At 61.2% G+C, this 19,397-nt stretch carries 17 protein-coding genes; 4 read left to right on the forward strand and 13 right to left on the reverse strand.

Going from position 1 to position 19,397, the window contains the following annotated elements:
- Positions 1–18: 18 nt before the first annotated feature.
- From BK660_RS20090 to BK660_RS20110, 5 genes are all read right to left on the reverse strand, one after another.
- The gene (locus BK660_RS20090; protein ID WP_123434766.1) at positions 19–1,044 is read right to left on the reverse strand and encodes a putative 2-aminoethylphosphonate ABC transporter substrate-binding protein; all 1,026 of its coding nucleotides are present in this window, start codon (positions 1,042–1,044) and stop codon (positions 19–21) included.
- A gap of 33 nt (positions 1,045–1,077) precedes the next feature.
- Positions 1,078–2,802: a putative 2-aminoethylphosphonate ABC transporter permease subunit gene (locus BK660_RS20095; protein ID WP_123434767.1), complete on the reverse strand. Its 1,725-nt coding sequence runs from the start codon at positions 2,800–2,802 to the stop codon at positions 1,078–1,080.
- Positions 2,802–3,878 carry a putative 2-aminoethylphosphonate ABC transporter ATP-binding protein gene (locus BK660_RS20100; protein ID WP_123434768.1) on the reverse strand — a complete coding sequence of 359 codons (1,077 nt, stop codon included), beginning with the start codon at positions 3,876–3,878 and terminating at the stop codon, positions 2,802–2,804. The genes BK660_RS20095 and BK660_RS20100 overlap by 1 nt, the downstream gene beginning before the upstream one ends.
- A gap of 209 nt (positions 3,879–4,087) precedes the next feature.
- Complete coding sequence (locus BK660_RS20105; protein ID WP_123434769.1) at positions 4,088–4,951, reverse strand: LysR family transcriptional regulator; 864 nt, start codon at positions 4,949–4,951, stop codon at positions 4,088–4,090.
- A gap of 16 nt (positions 4,952–4,967) precedes the next feature.
- Entirely contained in the window at positions 4,968–7,229 is a 2,262-nt protein-coding gene (locus tag BK660_RS20110) for a heavy metal translocating P-type ATPase (RefSeq protein WP_123434770.1), read from the reverse strand.
- A gap of 85 nt (positions 7,230–7,314) precedes the next feature.
- Between BK660_RS20110 and cadR the strand changes: the two genes are divergently transcribed.
- Positions 7,315–7,764: a Cd(II)/Pb(II)-responsive transcriptional regulator gene (cadR, locus tag BK660_RS20115; RefSeq protein WP_123434771.1), complete on the forward strand. Its 450-nt coding sequence runs from the start codon at positions 7,315–7,317 to the stop codon at positions 7,762–7,764.
- A gap of 124 nt (positions 7,765–7,888) precedes the next feature.
- Here cadR and BK660_RS20125 read toward each other — a convergent pair whose 3' ends face one another.
- The 3 genes from BK660_RS20125 to BK660_RS20135 all read right to left on the reverse strand — a co-directional run bounded on the left by BK660_RS20125 (position 7,889) and on the right by BK660_RS20135 (position 10,586).
- Positions 7,889–8,860: a thymidylate synthase gene (locus tag BK660_RS20125; protein ID WP_123434772.1), complete on the reverse strand. Its 972-nt coding sequence runs from the start codon at positions 8,858–8,860 to the stop codon at positions 7,889–7,891.
- Positions 8,861–8,910: 50 nt separating this feature from the next.
- On the reverse strand, positions 8,911–9,723 hold the full coding sequence (gene lgt, locus BK660_RS20130; protein WP_059182002.1) for a prolipoprotein diacylglyceryl transferase: 813 nt from the start codon (positions 9,721–9,723) through the stop codon (positions 8,911–8,913).
- A gap of 80 nt (positions 9,724–9,803) precedes the next feature.
- Complete coding sequence (locus BK660_RS20135) at positions 9,804–10,586, reverse strand: sulfite exporter TauE/SafE family protein (protein WP_123434773.1); 783 nt, start codon at positions 10,584–10,586, stop codon at positions 9,804–9,806.
- A gap of 124 nt (positions 10,587–10,710) precedes the next feature.
- Here BK660_RS20135 and BK660_RS20140 point away from each other — a divergent pair, with 124 nt between their 5' ends.
- On the forward strand, positions 10,711–11,457 hold the full coding sequence (locus BK660_RS20140; RefSeq protein WP_123434774.1) for an NRDE family protein: 747 nt from the start codon (positions 10,711–10,713) through the stop codon (positions 11,455–11,457).
- A gap of 121 nt (positions 11,458–11,578) precedes the next feature.
- Here BK660_RS20140 and ptsP read toward each other — a convergent pair whose 3' ends face one another.
- Together ptsP and BK660_RS20150 are read right to left on the reverse strand one after the other, a co-directional pair.
- Complete coding sequence (gene ptsP / locus BK660_RS20145; RefSeq protein WP_123434775.1) at positions 11,579–13,858, reverse strand: phosphoenolpyruvate--protein phosphotransferase; 2,280 nt, start codon at positions 13,856–13,858, stop codon at positions 11,579–11,581.
- Between the two features lie 22 nt (positions 13,859–13,880).
- Positions 13,881–14,360, reverse strand: a complete 480-nt coding sequence (locus tag BK660_RS20150; RefSeq protein WP_007945562.1) for an RNA pyrophosphohydrolase — start codon at positions 14,358–14,360, stop codon at positions 13,881–13,883.
- A 143-nt stretch (positions 14,361–14,503) separates the two neighbouring features.
- Between BK660_RS20150 and BK660_RS20155 the strand changes: the two genes are divergently transcribed.
- On the forward strand, positions 14,504–15,160 hold the full coding sequence (locus BK660_RS20155) for a histidinol-phosphatase (protein WP_123434776.1): 657 nt from the start codon (positions 14,504–14,506) through the stop codon (positions 15,158–15,160).
- A gap of 111 nt (positions 15,161–15,271) precedes the next feature.
- On the opposite strand, the gene BK660_RS20160 is transcribed toward BK660_RS20155, so the two are convergent.
- Positions 15,272–15,697: a DUF2269 domain-containing protein gene (locus BK660_RS20160; protein ID WP_123434777.1), complete on the reverse strand. Its 426-nt coding sequence runs from the start codon at positions 15,695–15,697 to the stop codon at positions 15,272–15,274.
- A 38-nt stretch (positions 15,698–15,735) separates the two neighbouring features.
- Positions 15,736–17,250, reverse strand: a complete 1,515-nt coding sequence (gene ilvA / locus BK660_RS20165) for a threonine ammonia-lyase, biosynthetic (RefSeq protein ID WP_123434778.1) — start codon at positions 17,248–17,250, stop codon at positions 15,736–15,738.
- A 366-nt stretch (positions 17,251–17,616) separates the two neighbouring features.
- Between ilvA and rpiA the strand changes: the two genes are divergently transcribed.
- Positions 17,617–18,291 carry a ribose-5-phosphate isomerase RpiA gene (gene rpiA / locus BK660_RS20170; RefSeq protein ID WP_123434779.1) on the forward strand — a complete coding sequence of 225 codons (675 nt, stop codon included), beginning with the start codon at positions 17,617–17,619 and terminating at the stop codon, positions 18,289–18,291.
- Between the two features lie 127 nt (positions 18,292–18,418).
- Here rpiA and BK660_RS20175 read toward each other — a convergent pair whose 3' ends face one another.
- The gene (locus tag BK660_RS20175; protein ID WP_123434780.1) at positions 18,419–19,336 is read right to left on the reverse strand and encodes an SdiA-regulated domain-containing protein; all 918 of its coding nucleotides are present in this window, start codon (positions 19,334–19,336) and stop codon (positions 18,419–18,421) included.
- Positions 19,337–19,397: the final 61 nt, after the last annotated feature.

Here is a 19,397-nt window from a genome sequence, read left to right on the forward strand (position 1 = left end):
TGTCAGCCGATGAAGATCTTACTTGGCAACCACTTTCTCGGACTTGCCGTCATAGCGCTTGCGCCATTCGGTCAAGATTTCATCGCGATTTTTGGAAGCCCAGGCAAAGTCGTTCTTGATCAAACGCTGCTCATAGTCGGCCGGCAATTCGGTCTGCGGCTTGGCGATGCCAGGCTGAGCCAGTACCGCGAAGTTCTCTTTGTAGAGCTCCATCGCCGCCGGGCTCGCCGAGAAGTCAGCCAGTTTCTTCGCCGCGTCTTCATGCGGTGTGCCCTTGATCACGGCGGTCGCTTCGATCTCCCAGCCAAGGCCTTCTTTCGGCAGGATGATGTCCAGCGGTGCGCCTTGGCGCTTCAGCTGAACGGCCGGGTATTCAAAGGAAATACCGATCGGGAATTCGCCGGCCGCCGCCAGTTTGCAAGGCTTGGAGCCGGAGTGAACGTACTGGCCGATGTTCTGGTGCAGGTCGTCCATGTACTGCCAGCCCTGCTTCTCGCCGAAGGTTTGCAGCCAGGCGCTGACGTCGAGGAAACCGGTGCCGGACGAGGCCGGGTTAGGCATGACGATCTTGCCTTTGTACTCAGGTTTGGTCAGGTCTTGCCAGCTCACCGGCTTGGTCAGGCCCTGCTTCTCGGCTTCGACGGTGTTGAAGCAAATGGTCGCGGCCCAGACGTCCATGCCGACCCAGGCTGGCGGGTTGGCGGCGTCGCGGTAGTTGCCGCCGATCTTGCCCAGGTCCTTCGGCGCGTAGCTTTGCAGCATGCCTTGCTGGTCGAGAATCGCCAGGCTCGAAGCGGCCAGGCCCCAGACGGCGTCGGCTTGTGGGCGGGCTTTTTCGGCCAGCAACTTGGCGGTGATGATGCCGGTGGAATCACGTACCCACTTGATCTCGACGTCCGGGTTTGCCTTTTCGAAGGCTTCTTTGTAGGTCTTCAGTTGTTCGGCTTCGAGGGCGGTGTACACCGTCAACTCGGTTGGCGCCGCGAAAGCGTTCAGGCTGAAAGCGGTGAGGACAGCAGCGGCCAGGGCCAAAGGCTTGAACATGATCTTTTCCTGTTTTTGAGTTGAGGGTGTGAATCAGTGGCCAGGCGCGGTCTGCCGCCAGGCTTGGGAACGGCGCAGCAAACCGCGCGAAGCCCAGGCCAGCAGCAGGGACACGCCCGCCGAGGTGAACAGAATCAGTGTCGACATCGCCGCCGCGCCGCCAACGTTGCCGGCGTCGTCCATGTTCAGCACCGCCACCGCCGCGAGGATGGTGTCGGGGCTGTAGAGGAAGATCGCCGCCGAGACGGTGGTCATGGCCGAGACGAACAGGTAGCGCACGATGTCCAGCAGCGCCGGCAGGCAGATCGGCACGGTGACGCGCAGGTAATGCCGATACAGCGGCGCCTTGAGCGACAGCGCGGCGGCTTCGAACTCGGCGTCGAGCTGACGCAGCGCGGTGGTCGCGGTCATTTGTGCGGTGGTCAAATAGTGAGCAATGGTGCAGACCACCAGCAGGGTCATGGTCCCGTAGAGCACATGAAGCGGGTTGCCGGTGAGGTTGAAGAAGAAGACGTAACCCAGGCCCAGCACCAAGCCCGGCACCGCCATCGGTACGAAACTGAGCATGCGCAAAGTCAGGTTCAGTCCGCGCTGGCCCTTGGTTTTTTCCATCAGGTAAGCGCCGGTGAAAATCAGCACGCTGCCGATCAACGCCGTGCACAACGCCATCTTCACGCTGTTGCCGTAAGCCAGCCAGCCGCCGCCCGCCGTGTCGTTGAACTGGTAGTGATTGAGCGAGAGCGACAGGTTGTACGGCCAGAACTTGACCAGCGAAGAGAAGATCGCCATGCCGAACACCAGCAGCAACGCCGCGCTGATCAGCAACACGATGCCCAGGTAGCAGCCGTCGCGCAGTGTCGAGGGCGCAGGTTTGAAGACTTGCGCACGCCCGCTCATGGAGTCGCCGTGACGTCGACGCAACCACGCATCGACGCCGAAGCTGAACAGCGCCGGCAACAGCAGGACCATGCCGATCAACGCGCCGCGACCGAATTGCTGCTGGCCGACCACCGCTTTATAGGCTTCCAGCGCCAGCACCTGGTAGTCGCCACCGACCACCACAGGCACGCCGAAGTCGGTGATGGTCAACGTGAAGACCAGACAGAACGCGGCGAACACGGCCTGACGCGTCGCCGGCCAGGTAATGCTGCGGAAGGCTTTTGCCGGACTCGCGCCCATACTGGAGGCGGCATCGAACAGTCGTGCATCCGCCAGGGACAGCGCCGACAGCAGGATCATCAAGGCGTGTGGAAAGGTGTAGATCACCTCGCCGAGCACAATGCCCCAGAAGCCGTAGATGTTGTCCGAGAGCAGACCGCGCAACATGCCCTGATTGCCGAACAGATACACCAGTGCAATACCGGGCAGCATCGACGGCGCCATCAACGGCAGCAGCGAAATGCCGCGCCAGATGCCTTTGCCGGGAATCAATGTGCGTTGCAGCGCGTAGGCAAACAGATAGGCCAGCGGTACGACAATCGCCGCGACGCTGAGGGAAACCTTGAGGCTGTTACCTAACAGCCAGTGGAAATTCTCGCTGGTGACCAACTCCCGTGCAGCCACCAGACCACCGCCCTGCCCGGCTTCGGAGCTGAAACCGCGCCAGAAGATCGCCAGCAACGGCATCAACACAGCGACGCCGAGCAACACCAGCAACAGGACTTTGCCGCCGACCACGAACACCCGGTCGCCGATTTCGGCACGGGAGGTCTGCCGAACCTGCTTGTGCGGTATCGGCAGCGCGATGTTCGCGCTCATCAGGCAAACACCTGCAGGCTGCGCGGCGGCAAGGCGACCATGATCTGCTGGGCGCCAAGGCGCGGCATGGCTTCCGGCGCCAGTTCGGCGAGCAATGGGTGACCGGGCAATTGATCGAGTTCGAAGCTCATTCGGCAGCGGTTGCCGAGGAAAGTAATCTCGCGAACCTTGGCCGGGAACAGGTTTTCTTCATGCACCAGCGGGTTGACGTTGATCGCTTCCGGGCGGCAGAACAAACGGCCCGACGCGGTTTTCGCGCTGCCATCGGCCAGGCGCATGTTCAGCCCGCCGACCTGGGCGTGGCTGTCACTGCTGCGGCGGAACGGCAGCCAGTTACCCTGGCCGACGAACTCCGCCACAAACGGCGTGGCCGGACGGTCGTAGATTTCCTGCGGCGTGGCGTACTGCTCGACCTTACCGTTGTTCATCACGGCGATGCGGTCGGCCATCAGCATGGCCTCGTCCTGATTGTGCGTGACCATCAGGGTGGTGATGCCGAGGTTGCGCTGCAACTGGCGCAGTTCGGTGCACAGATGCTCGCGAACCCGGGCGTCGAGTGCCGACATCGGTTCATCCAGCAACAGTAATGAAGGCGCCGGCGCCAGGGCCCGAGCCAGGGCGACGCGTTGTTGTTGGCCGCCAGACAATTGGCCGGGGTACTTTTTCTCACTGCCGATCAGGCCGACCAGTTCCAGCATCTGACCGACACGCTTGCGCACTTCATCGCGACCACTGCCGGCGAGGCCGTAGGCAATGTTCGCTTCGACGGTGAGATTGGGGAACAGCGCGTAGGACTGGAACAGAATGCCGTAGTCCCGCGCCTGGGGGGCCAGGTGGGAAACGTCACGATCACCGAGGTACAACTCGCCGCGGTCCTGTTTTTCCAGACCGGCGATGCAGCGCAGCAAGGTGGTTTTGCCACAACCCGACGGGCCCAGCAGACACACCAGTTCACCGGCCGCCACGTCGAGGGAAACGTTATCCAGCGCGGTAAAGGCACCGAAGCGTTTCTGTACGCCGCGCACCTTCATCGGGGCGCCGGGGTTGGTCAGGGCAGTTGCGATCGAGTGGTTCATGGACGGGCCTCATCAAGCAGATGAAGGCCATCCTAGGGATGTAATGCGTCCGTCATGTGGCAGTGAGGCAAAAATGGCTGATAGTGGTATTCAGGGATTTTGGTTGCTGGGGCTGACGCCATCGCGAGCAGGCTCGCTCCCACAGTTGACCGCATTCCCCTGTGGGAGCGAGCCTGCTCGCGAAGAGGCCAGCATAGACACCAGAGATTTCAGGCCGGGGCCATTTCCTGCGCCAACCCCAGAAACGCCGCCGGCAGCCGTGCGCCTTTGCGTTCCTTGAGGCAATACAGGTACTCGGGAATCTGCGGCGCATTTTCGATGGTCAGCACCCGCAGTTGCGGATCATGCGGCACTTCCTGCCGGGCAATGATGCTGATGCCGATGTTGCGCAACACCGCCTCCCGGATCGATTCACGGCTGCCAATCTCCAGCAGCGGCCCGAAACTCACCCCGGCGCTGGCCAGCAACTCTTCAGTCAGACGCCGAGTGGTCGAGCCCGATTCACGCATCAACAACGTATGTCCGGCCAACGCACTCAGCGGCACATGGTCATGCACCGCCAGCGGATGGTTGCGATGCACCGCCAGCACCAGCGGATCGCTGCCCAGCACCCGGCGAATCAACCGCGCATCGTCGAGCAATTGCGATGACGCCGCGACATCCACCCGGTAATCCTCCAGCGCTTCGAGCACTTGCTGGGAGTTGCCGATTTCCACCGACACTTCCACTTGCGGCAAGCGCTCGCGAAAAGTCTTCACCAGATCAAGGATGTAATACGGCGCCGTGGCCGCGATGCGCAAAGTGCCTTGGACCTGGCCGCTGTTGCGCAGGAAAAACTCGATGTCGGCTTCCTGCTGCAACAGCGCCTTGACCATCGGCAACAGCCGCGCGCCTTCTTCGCTGACGCTGAGGCGGCGACCGCCCCGGTAGAACAGTTCAACCGAGTACTGGCTTTCCAGATTGCGGATCTGCGTCGTCACCGTCGGTTGGCTCAGGCCTAGCTTTTTCGCCGCCAGGGTAATGCTGCCCAACCGGGCCACCATGTAAAACGCCTTCAGCTCGGCACTCAGCACACCCGCTCCTCATCGCTTATTTGCGCAACAGGCGCAAACCGTTGAACACCACCAACAGGCTCACGCCCATGTCGGCGAACACCGCCATCCACATGGTAGCGATCCCGGCGAAGGTTACCCCAAGAAAGATCGCCTTGATGACCAACGCGAGGGCGATGTTCTGTTTCAGGATGCTCGAGGTCTGGCGCGACAAGCGGATAAACGCTGGAATCTTGCGTAGATCGTCGTCCATCAGGGCGACATCGGCGGTCTCAATCGCAGTGTCGGTACCGGCCGCGGCCATGGCAAAACCGATCTCGGCCCGAGCCAGTGCCGGCGCGTCGTTGATGCCGTCGCCGACCATGCCGACGTGATGCCCCTGTGCATAAAGGGCTTCGATGGCTTGCAGCTTGTCGGTCGGCAACAGGTCGCCCTTGGCCTCGTCGATGCCGACTTGCGCGGCAATCGCTTGAGCGGTGTGGACGTTGTCGCCGGTGAGCATCAGGGTCTTGATGCCCAGGTCGTGCAGTTGCTGGATCGCTTCGCGGCTGGACTCCTTGACCGTGTCCGCCACGGCGAACAACGCCAACGGGCCAGATTTATCGAGCAGCAGCACCACCGACTTGCCCTGTTTTTCCAGCGCGAACAGCTTCTCTTCCAGCGCGGGCGAGCAGAGGTTCAGCTCCTCCACCAGACGATGGTTGCCCAAGTGGTAAGTCTGACCGTTGATATCGCCGCGAACGCCGCGACCGGCCAGCGCTTCGAAGTTATCCACAATCAGCGGTGCGAACTGTTTATCCACAGCCGCGTTGGCGATGGCCAGCGACACCGGGTGATCCGAGCGACCGGCCAGCGCCGCCGCAATCGCCGGGGCGGATTCGTCAGCACTCGAGTCGAGCGACAGGTAGTCGGTCTGCACCGGTTTGCCGTGGGTGATCGTGCCGGTCTTGTCCAGCGCCAGGTAATCGAGTTTGTAACCGCCCTCCAGATAAACGCCGCCCTTGACCAGAATGCCCTTGCGCGCTGCCGCTGCGAGGCCGCTGACGATGGTCACCGGGGTAGAAATCACCAGTGCACACGGGCACGCGACCACCAGCAACACCAGCGCGCGGTAGATCCAGTCAAACCAGACGGCGCCCATGAACAGCGGTGGAATGACCGCGACCGCCAGAGCAAGAATGAAGACCGCCGGTGTGTAGATTTTGGAAAACTGGTCGACGAAACGCTGGGTCGGCGCGCGTGCGCCCTGAGCCTGTTCGACGGCGTGGATGATCCGCGCCAAGGTCGAGTTGTTGGCCGCTGCGGTCACGGCATATTCCAGAGACCCCGCCTGATTGATGGTGCCGGCGAAGACTTTGTCGCCGATGGCTTTCTCCACCGGCAGGCTTTCGCCCGTGATCGGCGCCTGATCGATGGTCGAACTGCCCGAGACCACTTCACCGTCCAGACCAATGCGCTCACCGGGCCTCACCCGCACCCGCGCACCCAGCTCGATGGTTTTGACGTCCTGCTCGACCCAACTGCCGTCGGCCAACTGCACCGTGGCCTGTTCCGGGGTCATCTGCATCAAGCCGCTGATGGCGTTGCGGGCACGGTCCAGGGATTTGGCCTCGATCAACTCGGCCACGGTGAACAGGAACATCACCATCGCCGCTTCCGGCCATTGCCCGATCAGGATCGCGCCAGTCACGGCGATGCTCATCAGCGCGTTGATGTTCAGGTTGAGGTTCTTCAGGGCGATCCAGCCCTTTTTGTACGTGGTCAGGCCGCCGCTGAGGATCGAGACCAGCGCGATGACCGCCACCACCCAAGTGGGCGCGGCATTGGTGAAGTGGATCACTTCGGCGGCGAGCGCGCCGACACCGGACAGCGCCAATGGCCACCACGGTTTTTTCTCGGGAGCCGGCACGGGCGCTTCGACACCCTGCTCCAGCGGCTCGGCAACCATGCCCAGCGACTTGATCGCCTCGATGATCGGCGCGGTACCCGGCAGGTTATGGGTCACGCCCAACACGCGGTTGATCAGGTTGAATTCCAGCTGTTGCACACCCGCGAGTTTGCCGAGTTTGTTCTGGATCAGCGTTTGCTCGGTCGGGCAGTCCATGGCGTCGATGCGGAAACTGCTCAGCCGCGCACCGGCGGTTGGCGTTTCGCTCAACTTGATCAGTGAAGGTGCCGCCACTTTGGCGGAACAGCAGGAATCGCCGTGCCCGCCATGCTCATGTTTCTGCATAGGCTGCAGCTTGTGGCTGTGATCGTGCCCAGCCTCGTGGGTGTGGGTGTGTCGGGAATCGCTCATCGGGTCGCGTCCATGAAGGTGCCTGTTGCCAAGTAAAGACCCTGTAGCCACTATAGGGTCAAGCACCCATTTGGAGATTGCCGTCATGAAGATCGGAGAACTGGCCAAACTGACCGATTGCGCCGTGGAAACCATCCGCTATTACGAGCGCGAAAACCTGCTGCCGGAACCGGCCCGCAGCGACGGCAACTACCGCGTCTACACCCAGGCCCACGCCGAACGCCTGACCTTCATCCGCAACTGCCGCACCCTCGACATGACCCTCGAAGAGATCCGCAGCCTGCTGGCCTTGCGCGACAGCCCGCAGGACCAGTGTCAAAGCGTGAATGCGTTGATCGATGAGCACATTCATCACGTCAAGGCGCGGATCGATGGGTTATTGGCCTTGCAGACACAGTTGCTCGACCTGCGCCAACGGTGTGGCGAAGGGCCGGATATTGATCAGTGCGGGATTTTGCAGCGGTTGGAAGTGAGTGGCGGGGTTGTGGCGACGGAGGTTGAGCATTCCCATGTCGGGAGAAGCCACGGTCACTAAACAACCGAAAATCAAATGTGAGAGCGGGCTTGCTCGCGAAAGCGGTATCCCAGTCGACATTATCGCTGACTGACACGACGCCTTCGCGAGCAAGCCCGCTCCCACATTTGGTCGGTGTTAAGTTTTAGACCGCCATCGGCGCGGTCATTGGGGCGTGGTGCTGATAACCCTCAAGCGAGAAATCGCCCGGTTCGATCAGTTCCAGCCACTCCGGCTGATACACGCCCGTCTCGGCAAACGCCGGCACACGATCACTGATCACCAGTTTCGGCATCGGGAACGGCTCACGCTTGAGCTGTTCGTTGAGCATGTCCAGGTGGTTTTCGTAGACGTGGGCATCACCGATGAAATAGGTGAACCAGCGCGGCGTGTAACCGGTCAGGCGACCTATCAGGCTCAATAGCGCAGCGCCTTCGGTGAGGTTGAACGGTGTGCCAAGGCCCAGGTCGTTGGAGCGGATGTAGAGCGTCAAAGAAATCTCTTTGGTCTCGACATTCGGGTGGAACTGGTACAGCAAGTGGCATGGCGGCAGGGCCATTTCATCGAGCTGGGCAACGTTCCAGCCGTGGAACAGGATGCGCCGGCTGCCCGGGTCCTTGATGATGGTGTCGACGCACTGGCGGATCTGGTCGATCGCCTTGTACAGCACCACGTAGGCCTGACCGTCTTCTTCACCTTCAGCAATCTGGCGATAGCCTTGGCTCAGAGTCTGCTCGATGGCGGCCTGGTTGCTGACGGGGATCTGCTTGTACGCCGGCCATTTGCGCCATTGCACGCCGTAGATCTCGCCGAGGTCGTCTTCGCCCTGACGGAACGGGTTGGCCAGCCACTGGGCGTTTTCGTTGGCGTTCTGGTCCCAGACCTTGCAGCCCAGTGCACGGAATTCGGCGGCGTTGTTCACGCCACGCAGGAAACCGCACATCTCGCCGATGGCGGATTTGAAAGCCATCTTGCGCGTGGTGATCGCCGGGAACCCTTCTTTCAGGTCGTAACGCAGCATCGCGCCCGGAAAGCTGATGGTGTTCACGCCCGTGCGGTTGGCTTGCTTGGTGCCGTTCTTGATGACATGGGCGACCAGTTCGAGATATTGCTTCATGAGTTACCTGTGTCCTTGAACCCGGAGGCCGTCGCCTCCGGGATTCGAATTTATACAGCTGCCGCTGGGGTCGCCGGGGCGCGGTGATACGCCAGCCAGATCAGGAACAGACCACCGACGATCATCGGCACGCAGAGCACCTGGCCCATGGTCAGCCAGTTCCAGGCCAGATAGCCCAGTTGCGCGTCCGGTACTCGGACGAATTCGACGATGAACCGGAAGATGCCGTAGAACAGCGCGAACATCCCCGATACCGCCATGGTCGGCCGCGGTTTGCGCGAGAACAGCCACAGGATCAGGAACAGCGCGACGCCTTCCAGCGCGAACTGGTACAGCTGCGAGGGGTGGCGCGGCAACTGCGACGGATCGCTGAACGGCGGGAAGATCATCGCCCATGGCACGTCGGTCGGCTTGCCCCACAACTCGGCGTTGATGAAGTTGCCGATACGCCCGGCACCGAGGCCGATCGGCACCATCGGTGCGACGAAGTCCATCAGCTGGAAGAACGACTTGTTGTTCTTCTTGCCAAACCACAGCGCCGCCAGCATCACGCCGATGAAACCGCCGTGGAACGACATGCCGCCCTTCCACACTTCGAAAATCAGCGTCGGGTTGGCCAGATAGGCGTGCAGATCGTAAAACAGCACATAACCCAGACGGCCGCCGACAATGACGCCCATCGACATCCAGAAGACCATGTCGGAGAGTTTCTCCTTGGTCCAGGTCGGGTCGAACCGGTTCAACCGGCGAGACGCCAGCAGCCAGGCGCCGCCAATGCCGATCAGGTACATCAAGCCGTACCAGTGGATTTTCAGCGGACCGATGGCCAGGGCCACCGGGTCGATCTGCGGGTAAGGCAGCATTGCGACTCCTCGTTAGAGTTGAAACCAAAATTCCCGGGCGACGCTGCCACCTCAGGATTAAGCCAGGATTGCGCCGCGTGTCAGAGCAGAAAGCTCAGGCCAACGCAGAACAGCAAAGCGGCAAACAGTCTTTTCAGCAACTTCGGCGACAGCCTGTGGGCCAGTCGCGCGCCGATACGGGCAAACACCATGCTGGTCAGGGCAATCCCCAGCAACGCCGGCAAATAGATAAAACCGAGACTATGGGCCGGCAACAACGGATCGTGCCAGCCCAGAATCATGAAACTTAAAGCACTGGCCAACGCGATGGGCAGACCGCAGGCCGACGATGTGGCCACGGCTTGCTGCATCGGCACACTGCGCCAGGTCAGGAACGGCACGGTCAATGAGCCGCCGCCAATCCCGAAAATCGCCGAGGCCCAGCCAATCACACTGCCGGCCAAGGTCAGACCGAGTTTGCCCGGCACCGTTCGGCTGGCCTTGGGCTTGACGTCCAGCGCCAGTTGCGCGGCGATGACCAGGGCGAACACACCGATGATCTTCTGCAGGTTCGGGCCGGAGATCGCTTCGGCGGTCAGCGCGCCGAAACCGGCGCCCATCAGAATGCCGACGGTCATCCAGACGAAAATCGGCCAACGCACCGCGCCACGGCGATGATGTTCGCGAACGGCGTTGACCGAGGTAAAGATAATCGTCGCCAGGGACGTACCGACGGCCAGGTGGGTCAGGATCGATGCGTCAAAGCCCTGCAAGGTGAAACTGAAAACCAACACGGGGACGATGATGATCCCGCCGCCAACCCCGAACAGCCCGGCCAGCACGCCTGCGCAGGCGCCGAGCGCCAGGTAAAGCAGAAATTCCATGGATGCATCCCCGAAGAAGTGGGGCATGGTAACGGATGGAGGGGTCAACGCTCCACTGCGCGAGGCGATGGAACGACGGGCGAGGACTGCGTAGAGTGAGCAAAAAACACACAAGGACCACCTTATGTGCCTGATTGTCTTCGCCTGGCGACCCGACCACGCCCAGCCGCTGATCGTGGCGGCCAACCGCGACGAATTCTATGCCCGCCCGAGCCTGCCCCTGGCGCAATGGCCCGAAGCGCCCGACGTTTATGCCGGTCGAGACCTGGAAGCCGGCGGCACCTGGCTCGGTATTGGCGCCAATGGGCGCTTTGCGGCACTGACCAATATTCGTGATCCGCATCAGCCCCCTTCGCGTAAATCCCGGGGTGAACTGGTGGCGGGGTTTCTGTTGGGTGATCGCACGATTGATGACTATTTGGGCGATGTTGTCCGACGTTCCATCGAATATGCCGGGTTTAATCTGCTGATGGGCAATGCCAACGAGCTGTGGCACTTCAATGCGCGGGAGTCTGAGGCGGTGATGTTGCCCCCGGGTGTTTACGGACTGTCGAACGCCGGGCTCGATACGCCGTGGCCAAAATTGCTCAAGGCCCGTGCTGCGCTGGAAAAAGAGTTGGCGGACCCGAAGCCGCAGGCGTTGCTGGCGTTATTGGGGGATTCGCAGGCGGCGCCGTTTACCGAACTGCCGGATACCGGGGTTGGTTTGGCGACCGAGACGTTGTTGTCGAGTGTGTTTATCGCCAGCCAGAGTTATGGGACGCGGGCGAGTACGGCGCTGATTGTTCAGGCGGATGGGACGCGGCATATGGTCGAAAGGAGTTTCGGGCCGTATGGGGGGCATCTGGGGGAAGTGGAGATCAGGGTTTAGTTTTGTGTTGTCTTGACTGGCCTCTTCGCGAGCAAGCCCGCTCCCACATTTAACCGAGTTCTCATAGAAGAATGCGATCGAATGTGGGAGCGGGCTTGCTCGTGAAGGGTCCGCAATAGGTTTAGAGGGTCTTGACCGCAGCCGGATTGATCATCTTCGCCAACCCAAGGTTCTTCAGCGCCAGTTGCAAGGAGCTGTGGATAACTTGCGGGTTGTCGATGGTCATCAGTTCCGCGAGCAAATCCTTGGCCTTGCTCAGGTTGATCTGACGCAGCATCCACTTCACTTTCGGCAAGTTGGTGGCGTTCATCGACAGGCTGTCGAAGCCCATCGCCATCAACAGCACCGCCGCAGCCGGGTCGCCGGCCATCTCACCGCAGATGCTCACCGGCTTGCCTTCGGCATGGGCGTCACGCACCACGTTCTGCAACGCCTGAAGCACCGCCGGGTGCAGGTAGTCGTAAAGGTCGGCCACCCGCGGGTTGTTGCGGTCCACGGCCAGCAGGTACTGGGTCAGGTCGTTGGAGCCGACCGACAGGAAGTCCACTTGCCGCGCCAGTTCCTTGGTCTGATACACCGCTGCCGGAATCTCGATCATCACGCCAATCGGCGGCATCGGCACGTCGGTGCCTTCGTCGCGTACTTCGCCCCAGGCCCGGTGGATCAGGTGCAGGGCTTCTTCGAGTTCGTGGGTGCCGGAGATCATCGGCAGCAGGATCCGCAGGTTGTTCAAGCCTTCGCTGGCCTTGAGCATGGCGCGGGTCTGCACCAGGAAGATTTCCGGGTGATCCAGCGTGACGCGAATCCCGCGCCAGCCTAGGAACGGGTTGTCTTCCTTGATCGGGAAGTACGACAACGCCTTGTCGCCACCGATGTCCAGGCTGCGCATGGTGACCGGTTGCGGATGGAACGCGGCGAGCTGCTCGCGGTAGATCGCCAGCTGCTCCTTTTCGCTCGGAAACCTCTGGTTGATCATGAACGGCACTTCGGTGCGGTAAAGACCCACGCCTTCGGCGCCACGCTTCTGCGCCCGCGCCACGTCCGCCAGCAGGCCGGTGTTGACCCAAAGCGGCATGCGGTGACCGTCGAGGGTCACGCACGGCAAGTCGCGCAGGGTGTCTAGACCGAGCGCCAGTTGTTTCTCTTCTTCCACCACCTCGGCGAATTGCTTGCGCAGAACTTCGCTTGGGTTGGTGTAGACCTCGCCCTTGGTGCCATCGACGATCAGGTCGATGCCGTCTACCTTGGCATAGGGCAGGTCGACCAGGCCCATCACCGTCGGGATGCCCATCGCCCGGGCGAGGATCGCGACGTGGGAGTTACCCGAGCCGAGGACCGAGACCAGACCGACCAGCGTGCCTTCCGGCACCTCGCCGAGCATCGCCGGCGTCAGCTCTTCGCTGACCAGAATGGTCTTTTCCGGGTAAACCAGATTCTGTTGACGCTCTTCCTGCAGATACGCCAGCAAGCGCCGGCCAAGGTCCTTGACGTCCGAGGCGCGCTCACGCAGGTAGGCGTCGTCCATCAATTCGAAACGGTTGACGTGCTCAGTGACCACCTGGCGCAACGCACCCTGGGCCCACTGGCCGGTCCTGATCACGGTGGTGACTTCGTTGCCCAGCGCGGCATCGTCGAGCATCATCAAATAGACGTCGAACAAGGCCCGCTCTTCAGGACGCAGCTGCGAAGCCAGTTTGGCCGACAACGCGCGCATGTCGGCGCGCACGCCTTCGATGGCGGTCTTGAACAACGCCAGTTCGGCATCAATGTCGACGATGGTCTTGTCCGGCACCACGTCCAGATCGGCAGGTGGCAGCATGACCACCGCCGTACCGACCGCCGCACCCGGCGAACCCGGCACGCCGACGAACTTGGCTTCCTGAATGCCCTTGCCCTGACGACCCAGGCCGCGGATCGAACCGGTGGCCTCGGCGTGGGCGATTACGCCAGCAAGCTGCGCGCTCATGGTCACGAGGAAGGCTTCTTCACCTTCATCGAACTGGCGGCGTTCTTTTTGCTGGATGACCAACACGCCGACAACGCGACGGTGGTGAATGATCGGCGCCCCGAGGAAGGAGGCGTAGCGCTCTTCACCGGTTTCGGCGAAGTAGCGGTAGCGCGGGTGATCCGCGGCGTTTTCGAGGTTCAGCGGTTCTTCGCGCGTGCCGACCAGGCCAACGAGACCTTCGTTGGGCGCCATGCTGACTTTGCCGATCGAGCGCTTGTTCAAGCCCTCGGTGGCCATCAGCACGAAGCGGTTGGACTCGGGGTCAAGCAGGTAGACCGAGCAGACCTGGCTGCCCATGGCCTCTTTGACGCGCAATACAATAATGCCCAACGCCGCCTTGAGATCCTTGGCGGAGTTAACTTCCTGGACGATCTTGCGCAGCGTATTGAGCATGGCTCGGGGTCGAACTCCGTCGTCAGTCGCGCGTTAAAAGGCGCGGGGCAAGCTCTTTGAGAGCGCGTCGATACACCTCGCGCTTGAATGTCACCACCTGGCCCAACGGATACCAATAGCTGACCCAGCGCCAGCCATCGAATTCCGGTTTACCGGTCAAATCCATCCGCACCCGCTGCTCGTTGGAGATCAGGCGCAGGAGAAACCATTTCTGTTTCTGGCCGATGCACAGCGGTTGGCTGTGGGTACGAACCAGACGTTGCGGCAAACGATAGCGCAACCAGCCCCGGGTGCAGGCGAGAATTTCAACATCTTCGCGCTCAAGACCCACTTCTTCGTTCAACTCGCGGTACAAGGCGTCTTCCGGCGTCTCCTGGGGGTTGATACCGCCCTGAGGAAACTGCCAGGCATCTTGATTGATACGGCGAGCCCATAGCACCTGTCCGGCATCATTCGTGAGAATGATCCCGACATTGGGGCGGAAACCATCGGGGTCGATCACGGCAACAACCTCGCAAACGCATGTCGCCGCATTGTTCCACAAAGGTTGTGAAAGCAGCAACGCGCCGACCGACCTTATGTGCACTCTTGTGAAAAGTCCGTATTCTGGGCGCCTTTCTACAGACTTTTCAGCGAGTAACTGCAATGCGTCTGGCTTTATTCGACTTGGACAACACCCTGCTGGGCGGCGACAGTGACCACGCCTGGGGCGATTACCTGTGCGAGCGCGGCTTTCTCGACGCCGTCGCCTACAAGGCACGCAACGACGAGTTCTATCAGGATTACCTGGCCGGCAAGCTGGATAACGACGCCTACCTGAACTTCTGCCTGGAAGTACTCGGGCGCACCGAGATGGCCACGCTGGATCAATGGCACCTCGATTACATGCGCGATTGCATCGAGCCGATCGTGTTGCCGCAGGCCATCGAACTGCTGGCCAAACACCGCGATGCCGGCGACAAACTGGTGATCATCACCGCGACCAACCGCTTCGTGACCGGGCCGATTGCCCAGCGCCTGGGCGTTGAAACCCTGATCGCCACCGAGTGCGAAATGGTCGATGGCCGATATACCGGGCGCAGCACGGATGTGCCGTGCTTTCGCGAAGGCAAGGTGACGCGGTTGACTCGTTGGCTGGAAGAGACCGGGTATTCGTTGGAGGACAGCTATTTCTATAGCGACTCGATGAATGATTTGCCGTTGCTGGAGCAGGTGGCGAATCCGGTGGCGGTGGATCCGGATCCGAATTTGCGTGCTGAAGCCGAGAAGCGTGGGTGGCCGGTGATTTCGTTGCGCGGCTGATATCGCCTTCGCGAGCAAGCCCGCTCCCACATTTAACCGAGTTCCCTCAGAGAAATACGGTTAAAGGTGGGAGCGGGCTTGCTCGCGAAGGGGTCAACCCGGTCTCAAGCCTTAAACAGGCTTGGCCCCCATCAACCCCGCAATGGCGATAAAGCAGACAAAACTGAACAACGCCAAGGCAAAGGTAAATCTCCCCACCCCACCCGGCGCCTTGCGCAACCGATTAAGCCGCACCAGCAACCAAAACCACGCCAACGCCGCCACGGTGTAAAGCACACTCGACGCCAACAACCACGTCTGCCCCAACGGCCAGCCCACCAGATGCACCATCCACCACCCCGTGAACGGCATGCTCAGCAGCGCCAGGCCCATCAGCAGCCAAACGAACACCCGTGGCCGCTGCAGCGTGCGTGCCCCAGCAGTCGCATCGCCACTACGCCGCGTTTGCCAAACCCATATTCCCAGGCCCAGCGCACAGCCCAACAATATGGCCGTTGCCGCGGTGTGCGCCATTTTCAGGGCAGTTAACGTTTCCATTGTCCGATTTCCTTATGCCTGCCCACCAGCGTAGCCGCTCAGCCCAGAAACAGCTTATAGGCCGGATTGTCGCTTTCGTCCCAGTACGGGTAACCGATTTCTTCCAGCGCCGCCGGCACCAGATGACGTTCGTCATGAGGCACTTGCAGCCCGGCGACTACTCGACCGTCCGCGGCACCGTGGTTGCGGTAGTGGAACATCGAGATGTTCCAGCGCCCACCCAGCTTGCTGAGGAAGTTGAACAACGCGCCCGGACGCTCCGGGAATTCGAAGCGCAGGATCACTTCGTCGACCACGTGGGCCGCACGACCGCCGACCATGTGGCGGATGTGCAGCTTGGCCAGTTCGTTGTCGGTCAGGTCCAGCACCGGGAAACCCTGCTCGGTCAGGCTCGCCAGCAGCGCACTGCGCGGGTCGGTTTCCGGGTGCGTCTGCACGCCCACGAAGATGTGCGCTTCGCTGCCGGTGTTGTAGCGGTAGTTGAATTCGGTGATCTGGCGCTTGCCGATGGCTTCGCAGAACGCCTTGAAGCTGCCCGGTTTCTCGGGGATGGTCACGGCGATGATCGCTTCACGGCCCTCGCCCAGTTCCGCGCGTTCGGCGACGTGACGCAAACGGTCGAAGTTGACGTTGGCGCCAGAGTCGATGGCGACGAAAGTGTGGCCGGTGACGCCATTCTGCTCGACGTATTTCTTGATTCCCGCCACGCCCAGCGCACCGGCCGGCTCGGTGATCGAGCGGGTGTCGTCGTAGATATCCTTGATCGCCGCGCAGATCTCGTCGGTGCTGACCGTGATCACGTCATCGACATAGTCTTTGCAGATATCGAAGGTGTGCTGGCCAATCTGCGCCACCGCCACACCGTCGGCGAAGATGCCCACGGTCGGCAGTACCACGCGCTCGCCAGCCGCCATCGCGGCTTGCAGGCAATTGGAGTCGTCCGGTTCGACGCCGATGATCTTGATTTCCGGGCGCAGGTATTTCACGTACGCCGCGATGCCGGCAATCAGGCCGCCGCCACCGACCGGGACGAAGATCGCGTCGAGACGGCCAGGGTGCTGGCGCAGAATCTCCATCGCCACGGTGCCCTGCCCGGCAATAGTGTGGGGATCGTCGTACGGGTGGATGTAGACGTAGCCTTTTTCGTCGACCAGTTTCAGCGAGTAGGCCAGGGCTTCCGGGAATGAATCCCCGTGCAGCACCACTTTGCCGCCGCGCGAACGCACGCCTTCGACTTTGATTTCCGGGGTGGTCTTGGGCATGACGATGGTGGCTTTGACGCCCAACACTTTCGCCGCCAGGGCCAGGCCTTGCGCGTGGTTGCCTGCCGACGCCGTGACCACGCCGCGAGCACGTTCTTCATCGCTCAACTGGGTCAGCTTGTTGTAAGCGCCACGTATCTTGAACGAGAACACCGGCTGCAAGTCTTCACGCTTGAGCCAGATATTGTTGCCCAGCCGCTCGGAGAGCTGGCGGGCAGTCTGCAATGGGGTTTCTACGGCAACGTCATAAACGCGCGAGGTGAGGATCTTTTTGACGTACTGTTCGAGCATCGGAAAGCATCACTGAGCGGGTTGGGCAGGGCCAAGGAGTCTAACCCGGCTTTCGGCCGGGCGACCACACTAAACAGGTGGTTTTAGCCCTCCGCAGGCGATGAAGATCCATTGTGGCGAGGGGGCTCGCCCCCGTTCGGCTGCGAAGCAGTCGTAAAATTGACTGATGCGGTCTGCTTGAAGGAATGCTGGGGAGCGCTTCGCGCTCCAACGGGGCGATGCGGCGTTCCGACAAGCCCCCTCGCCACAGGCAAGCCCCCTCGCCACAAAGGGTTGTGTACTTCTGCCAATCGGGCAATGACCTTCCCCGCCTCGAAGCCTATAATGCCGGCCTTTAGTTTCCTCCTTCGGCACCTCGGAGCCCGCATGACCCAGGATCAACTCAAACAGGCAGTGGCTCAGGCCGCCGTCGACTTCATCCTCCCGAAACTCGACGACAAGAGCATCGTCGGGGTCGGCACCGGCTCCACCGCCAACTGCTTCATCGACGCCCTGGCCAAGCACAAAGGCGCGTTCGACGGCGCGGTTGCCAGCTCCGAAGCCACTGCCGCCCGACTTAAAGGCCACGGCATTCCGGTGTATGAGCTGAACACCGTCAGCGACCTGGAGTTCTACGTCGACGGCGCCGATGAAAGCGACGAGCACCTGAACCTGATCAAGGGCGGCGGCGCAGCCCTGACCCGCGAGAAGATCGTCGCGGCCGTGGCCAAGACCTTCATCTGCATCGCCGACGCCAGCAAACTGGTGCCGGTGCTCGGTGAGTTCCCGCTGCCGGTCGAAGTGATCCCGATGGCCCGCAGCCACGTGGCCCGCGAGCTGGTGAAACTGGGCGGCGACCCGGTTTACCGCGAAGGCGTGTTGACCGACAACGGCAACATCATCCTCGACGTGTTCAACATGCAGATTACCAACCCGGTTGAACTGGAACGCCAGATCAACGCGATTGTTGGCGTGGTCACCAATGGCCTGTTCGCGGCGCGTCCGGCAGACCTGCTGTTGCTGGGCACCAGCGAAGGCGTGAAAACCCTGCGCGCCGAGTAAGCCATACACAAAACAAAACCTGTGGGAGCGAGCCTGCTCGCGAATTCGGTGTGTCAGTCGACAGTGATGTTGAATGATGCACCGCTTCGCGAGCAGGCTCGCTCCCACAGTTGTTTTGCGGTGTTTGTTAGGGTTGCGTGGGTTTTTTGAAGACGTAGAACAGGTTCGGCTCGCTGACGAGGTACATCGTGCCGTCGTCGTCCATGGCGATGCCTTCCGCTTGCGGCACGGTCTTTTGCAGGCCTTGGCGCCCCTTGTTCAGTGACATCGTACTCAGCGGACGCCCGTCCACATCCAGCTCAATAATCAGTCGCGACTCGTCGGACAACGCCAGCAAATGGCCGCTGCGTTCGTCGTATTGCAGGCTCGACAGGTCTCGCACAAACATCCCGGCATCGCGCTTGGGGTTGTTCACCACGTGCACGGCGTAGGATTTCTCCGGGTTGTAATGCGGGAATCCCTGCACTTCGTAGATCAGCATCGGGTCGCGCTCCTTGGCGACGAACAACCGTTTGCCCACCGAATCGTAGGCCAGCCCTTCAAACCCCTTGTTACTGCCCATGTGCACGCCAAGGACCATCTGCTCGGCGTCCGCCCCGTCGAGAAAAGTCGTGTCGTGCTCCAGGTGAATCTTGATCAGCCGCTGCTGGCTCTCATCGGTGATCACGTAAGTGTCGGCACTGATGAACTCCACCGCCTCCGGATCACCGAAACCAATCAACGCCACACGCCGCAGGATCTTGCCCTCAAGCGACAACTCGATCAGCTCGGAATCTTTATTGGTGACCGTGAACAGGCTTTTGCGCACCGGATCGAACGTCAGCGCCGAGACGTTATCGTTCAGCCCGTCGATCACCCGCGCCTCGATGTCCACCCGGTATTGATCCAGGCCCATAGAGATGCTGCTCTGCGGCTGCCAAAGCTTATGCAGATTGAACCACGCACGCTCGAACAGGCGCATGTATTGGCCGATCGCAACCAGCACGATCAGCGCAATCACTGACAGGATCAAAACGAGGGGTTTGGGACGGGCAAGTCGGCGCATTCAGGCGAGCTCGAAAACAAAACGGGCGGATGAAATATCACGCCCGTATGAATTCAAGCTT

It is taken from the genome of Pseudomonas brassicacearum (genome assembly GCF_003732265.1).
GTDB classification, from domain to species: Bacteria; Pseudomonadota; Gammaproteobacteria; order Pseudomonadales; family Pseudomonadaceae; genus Aquipseudomonas; species Aquipseudomonas brassicacearum_D.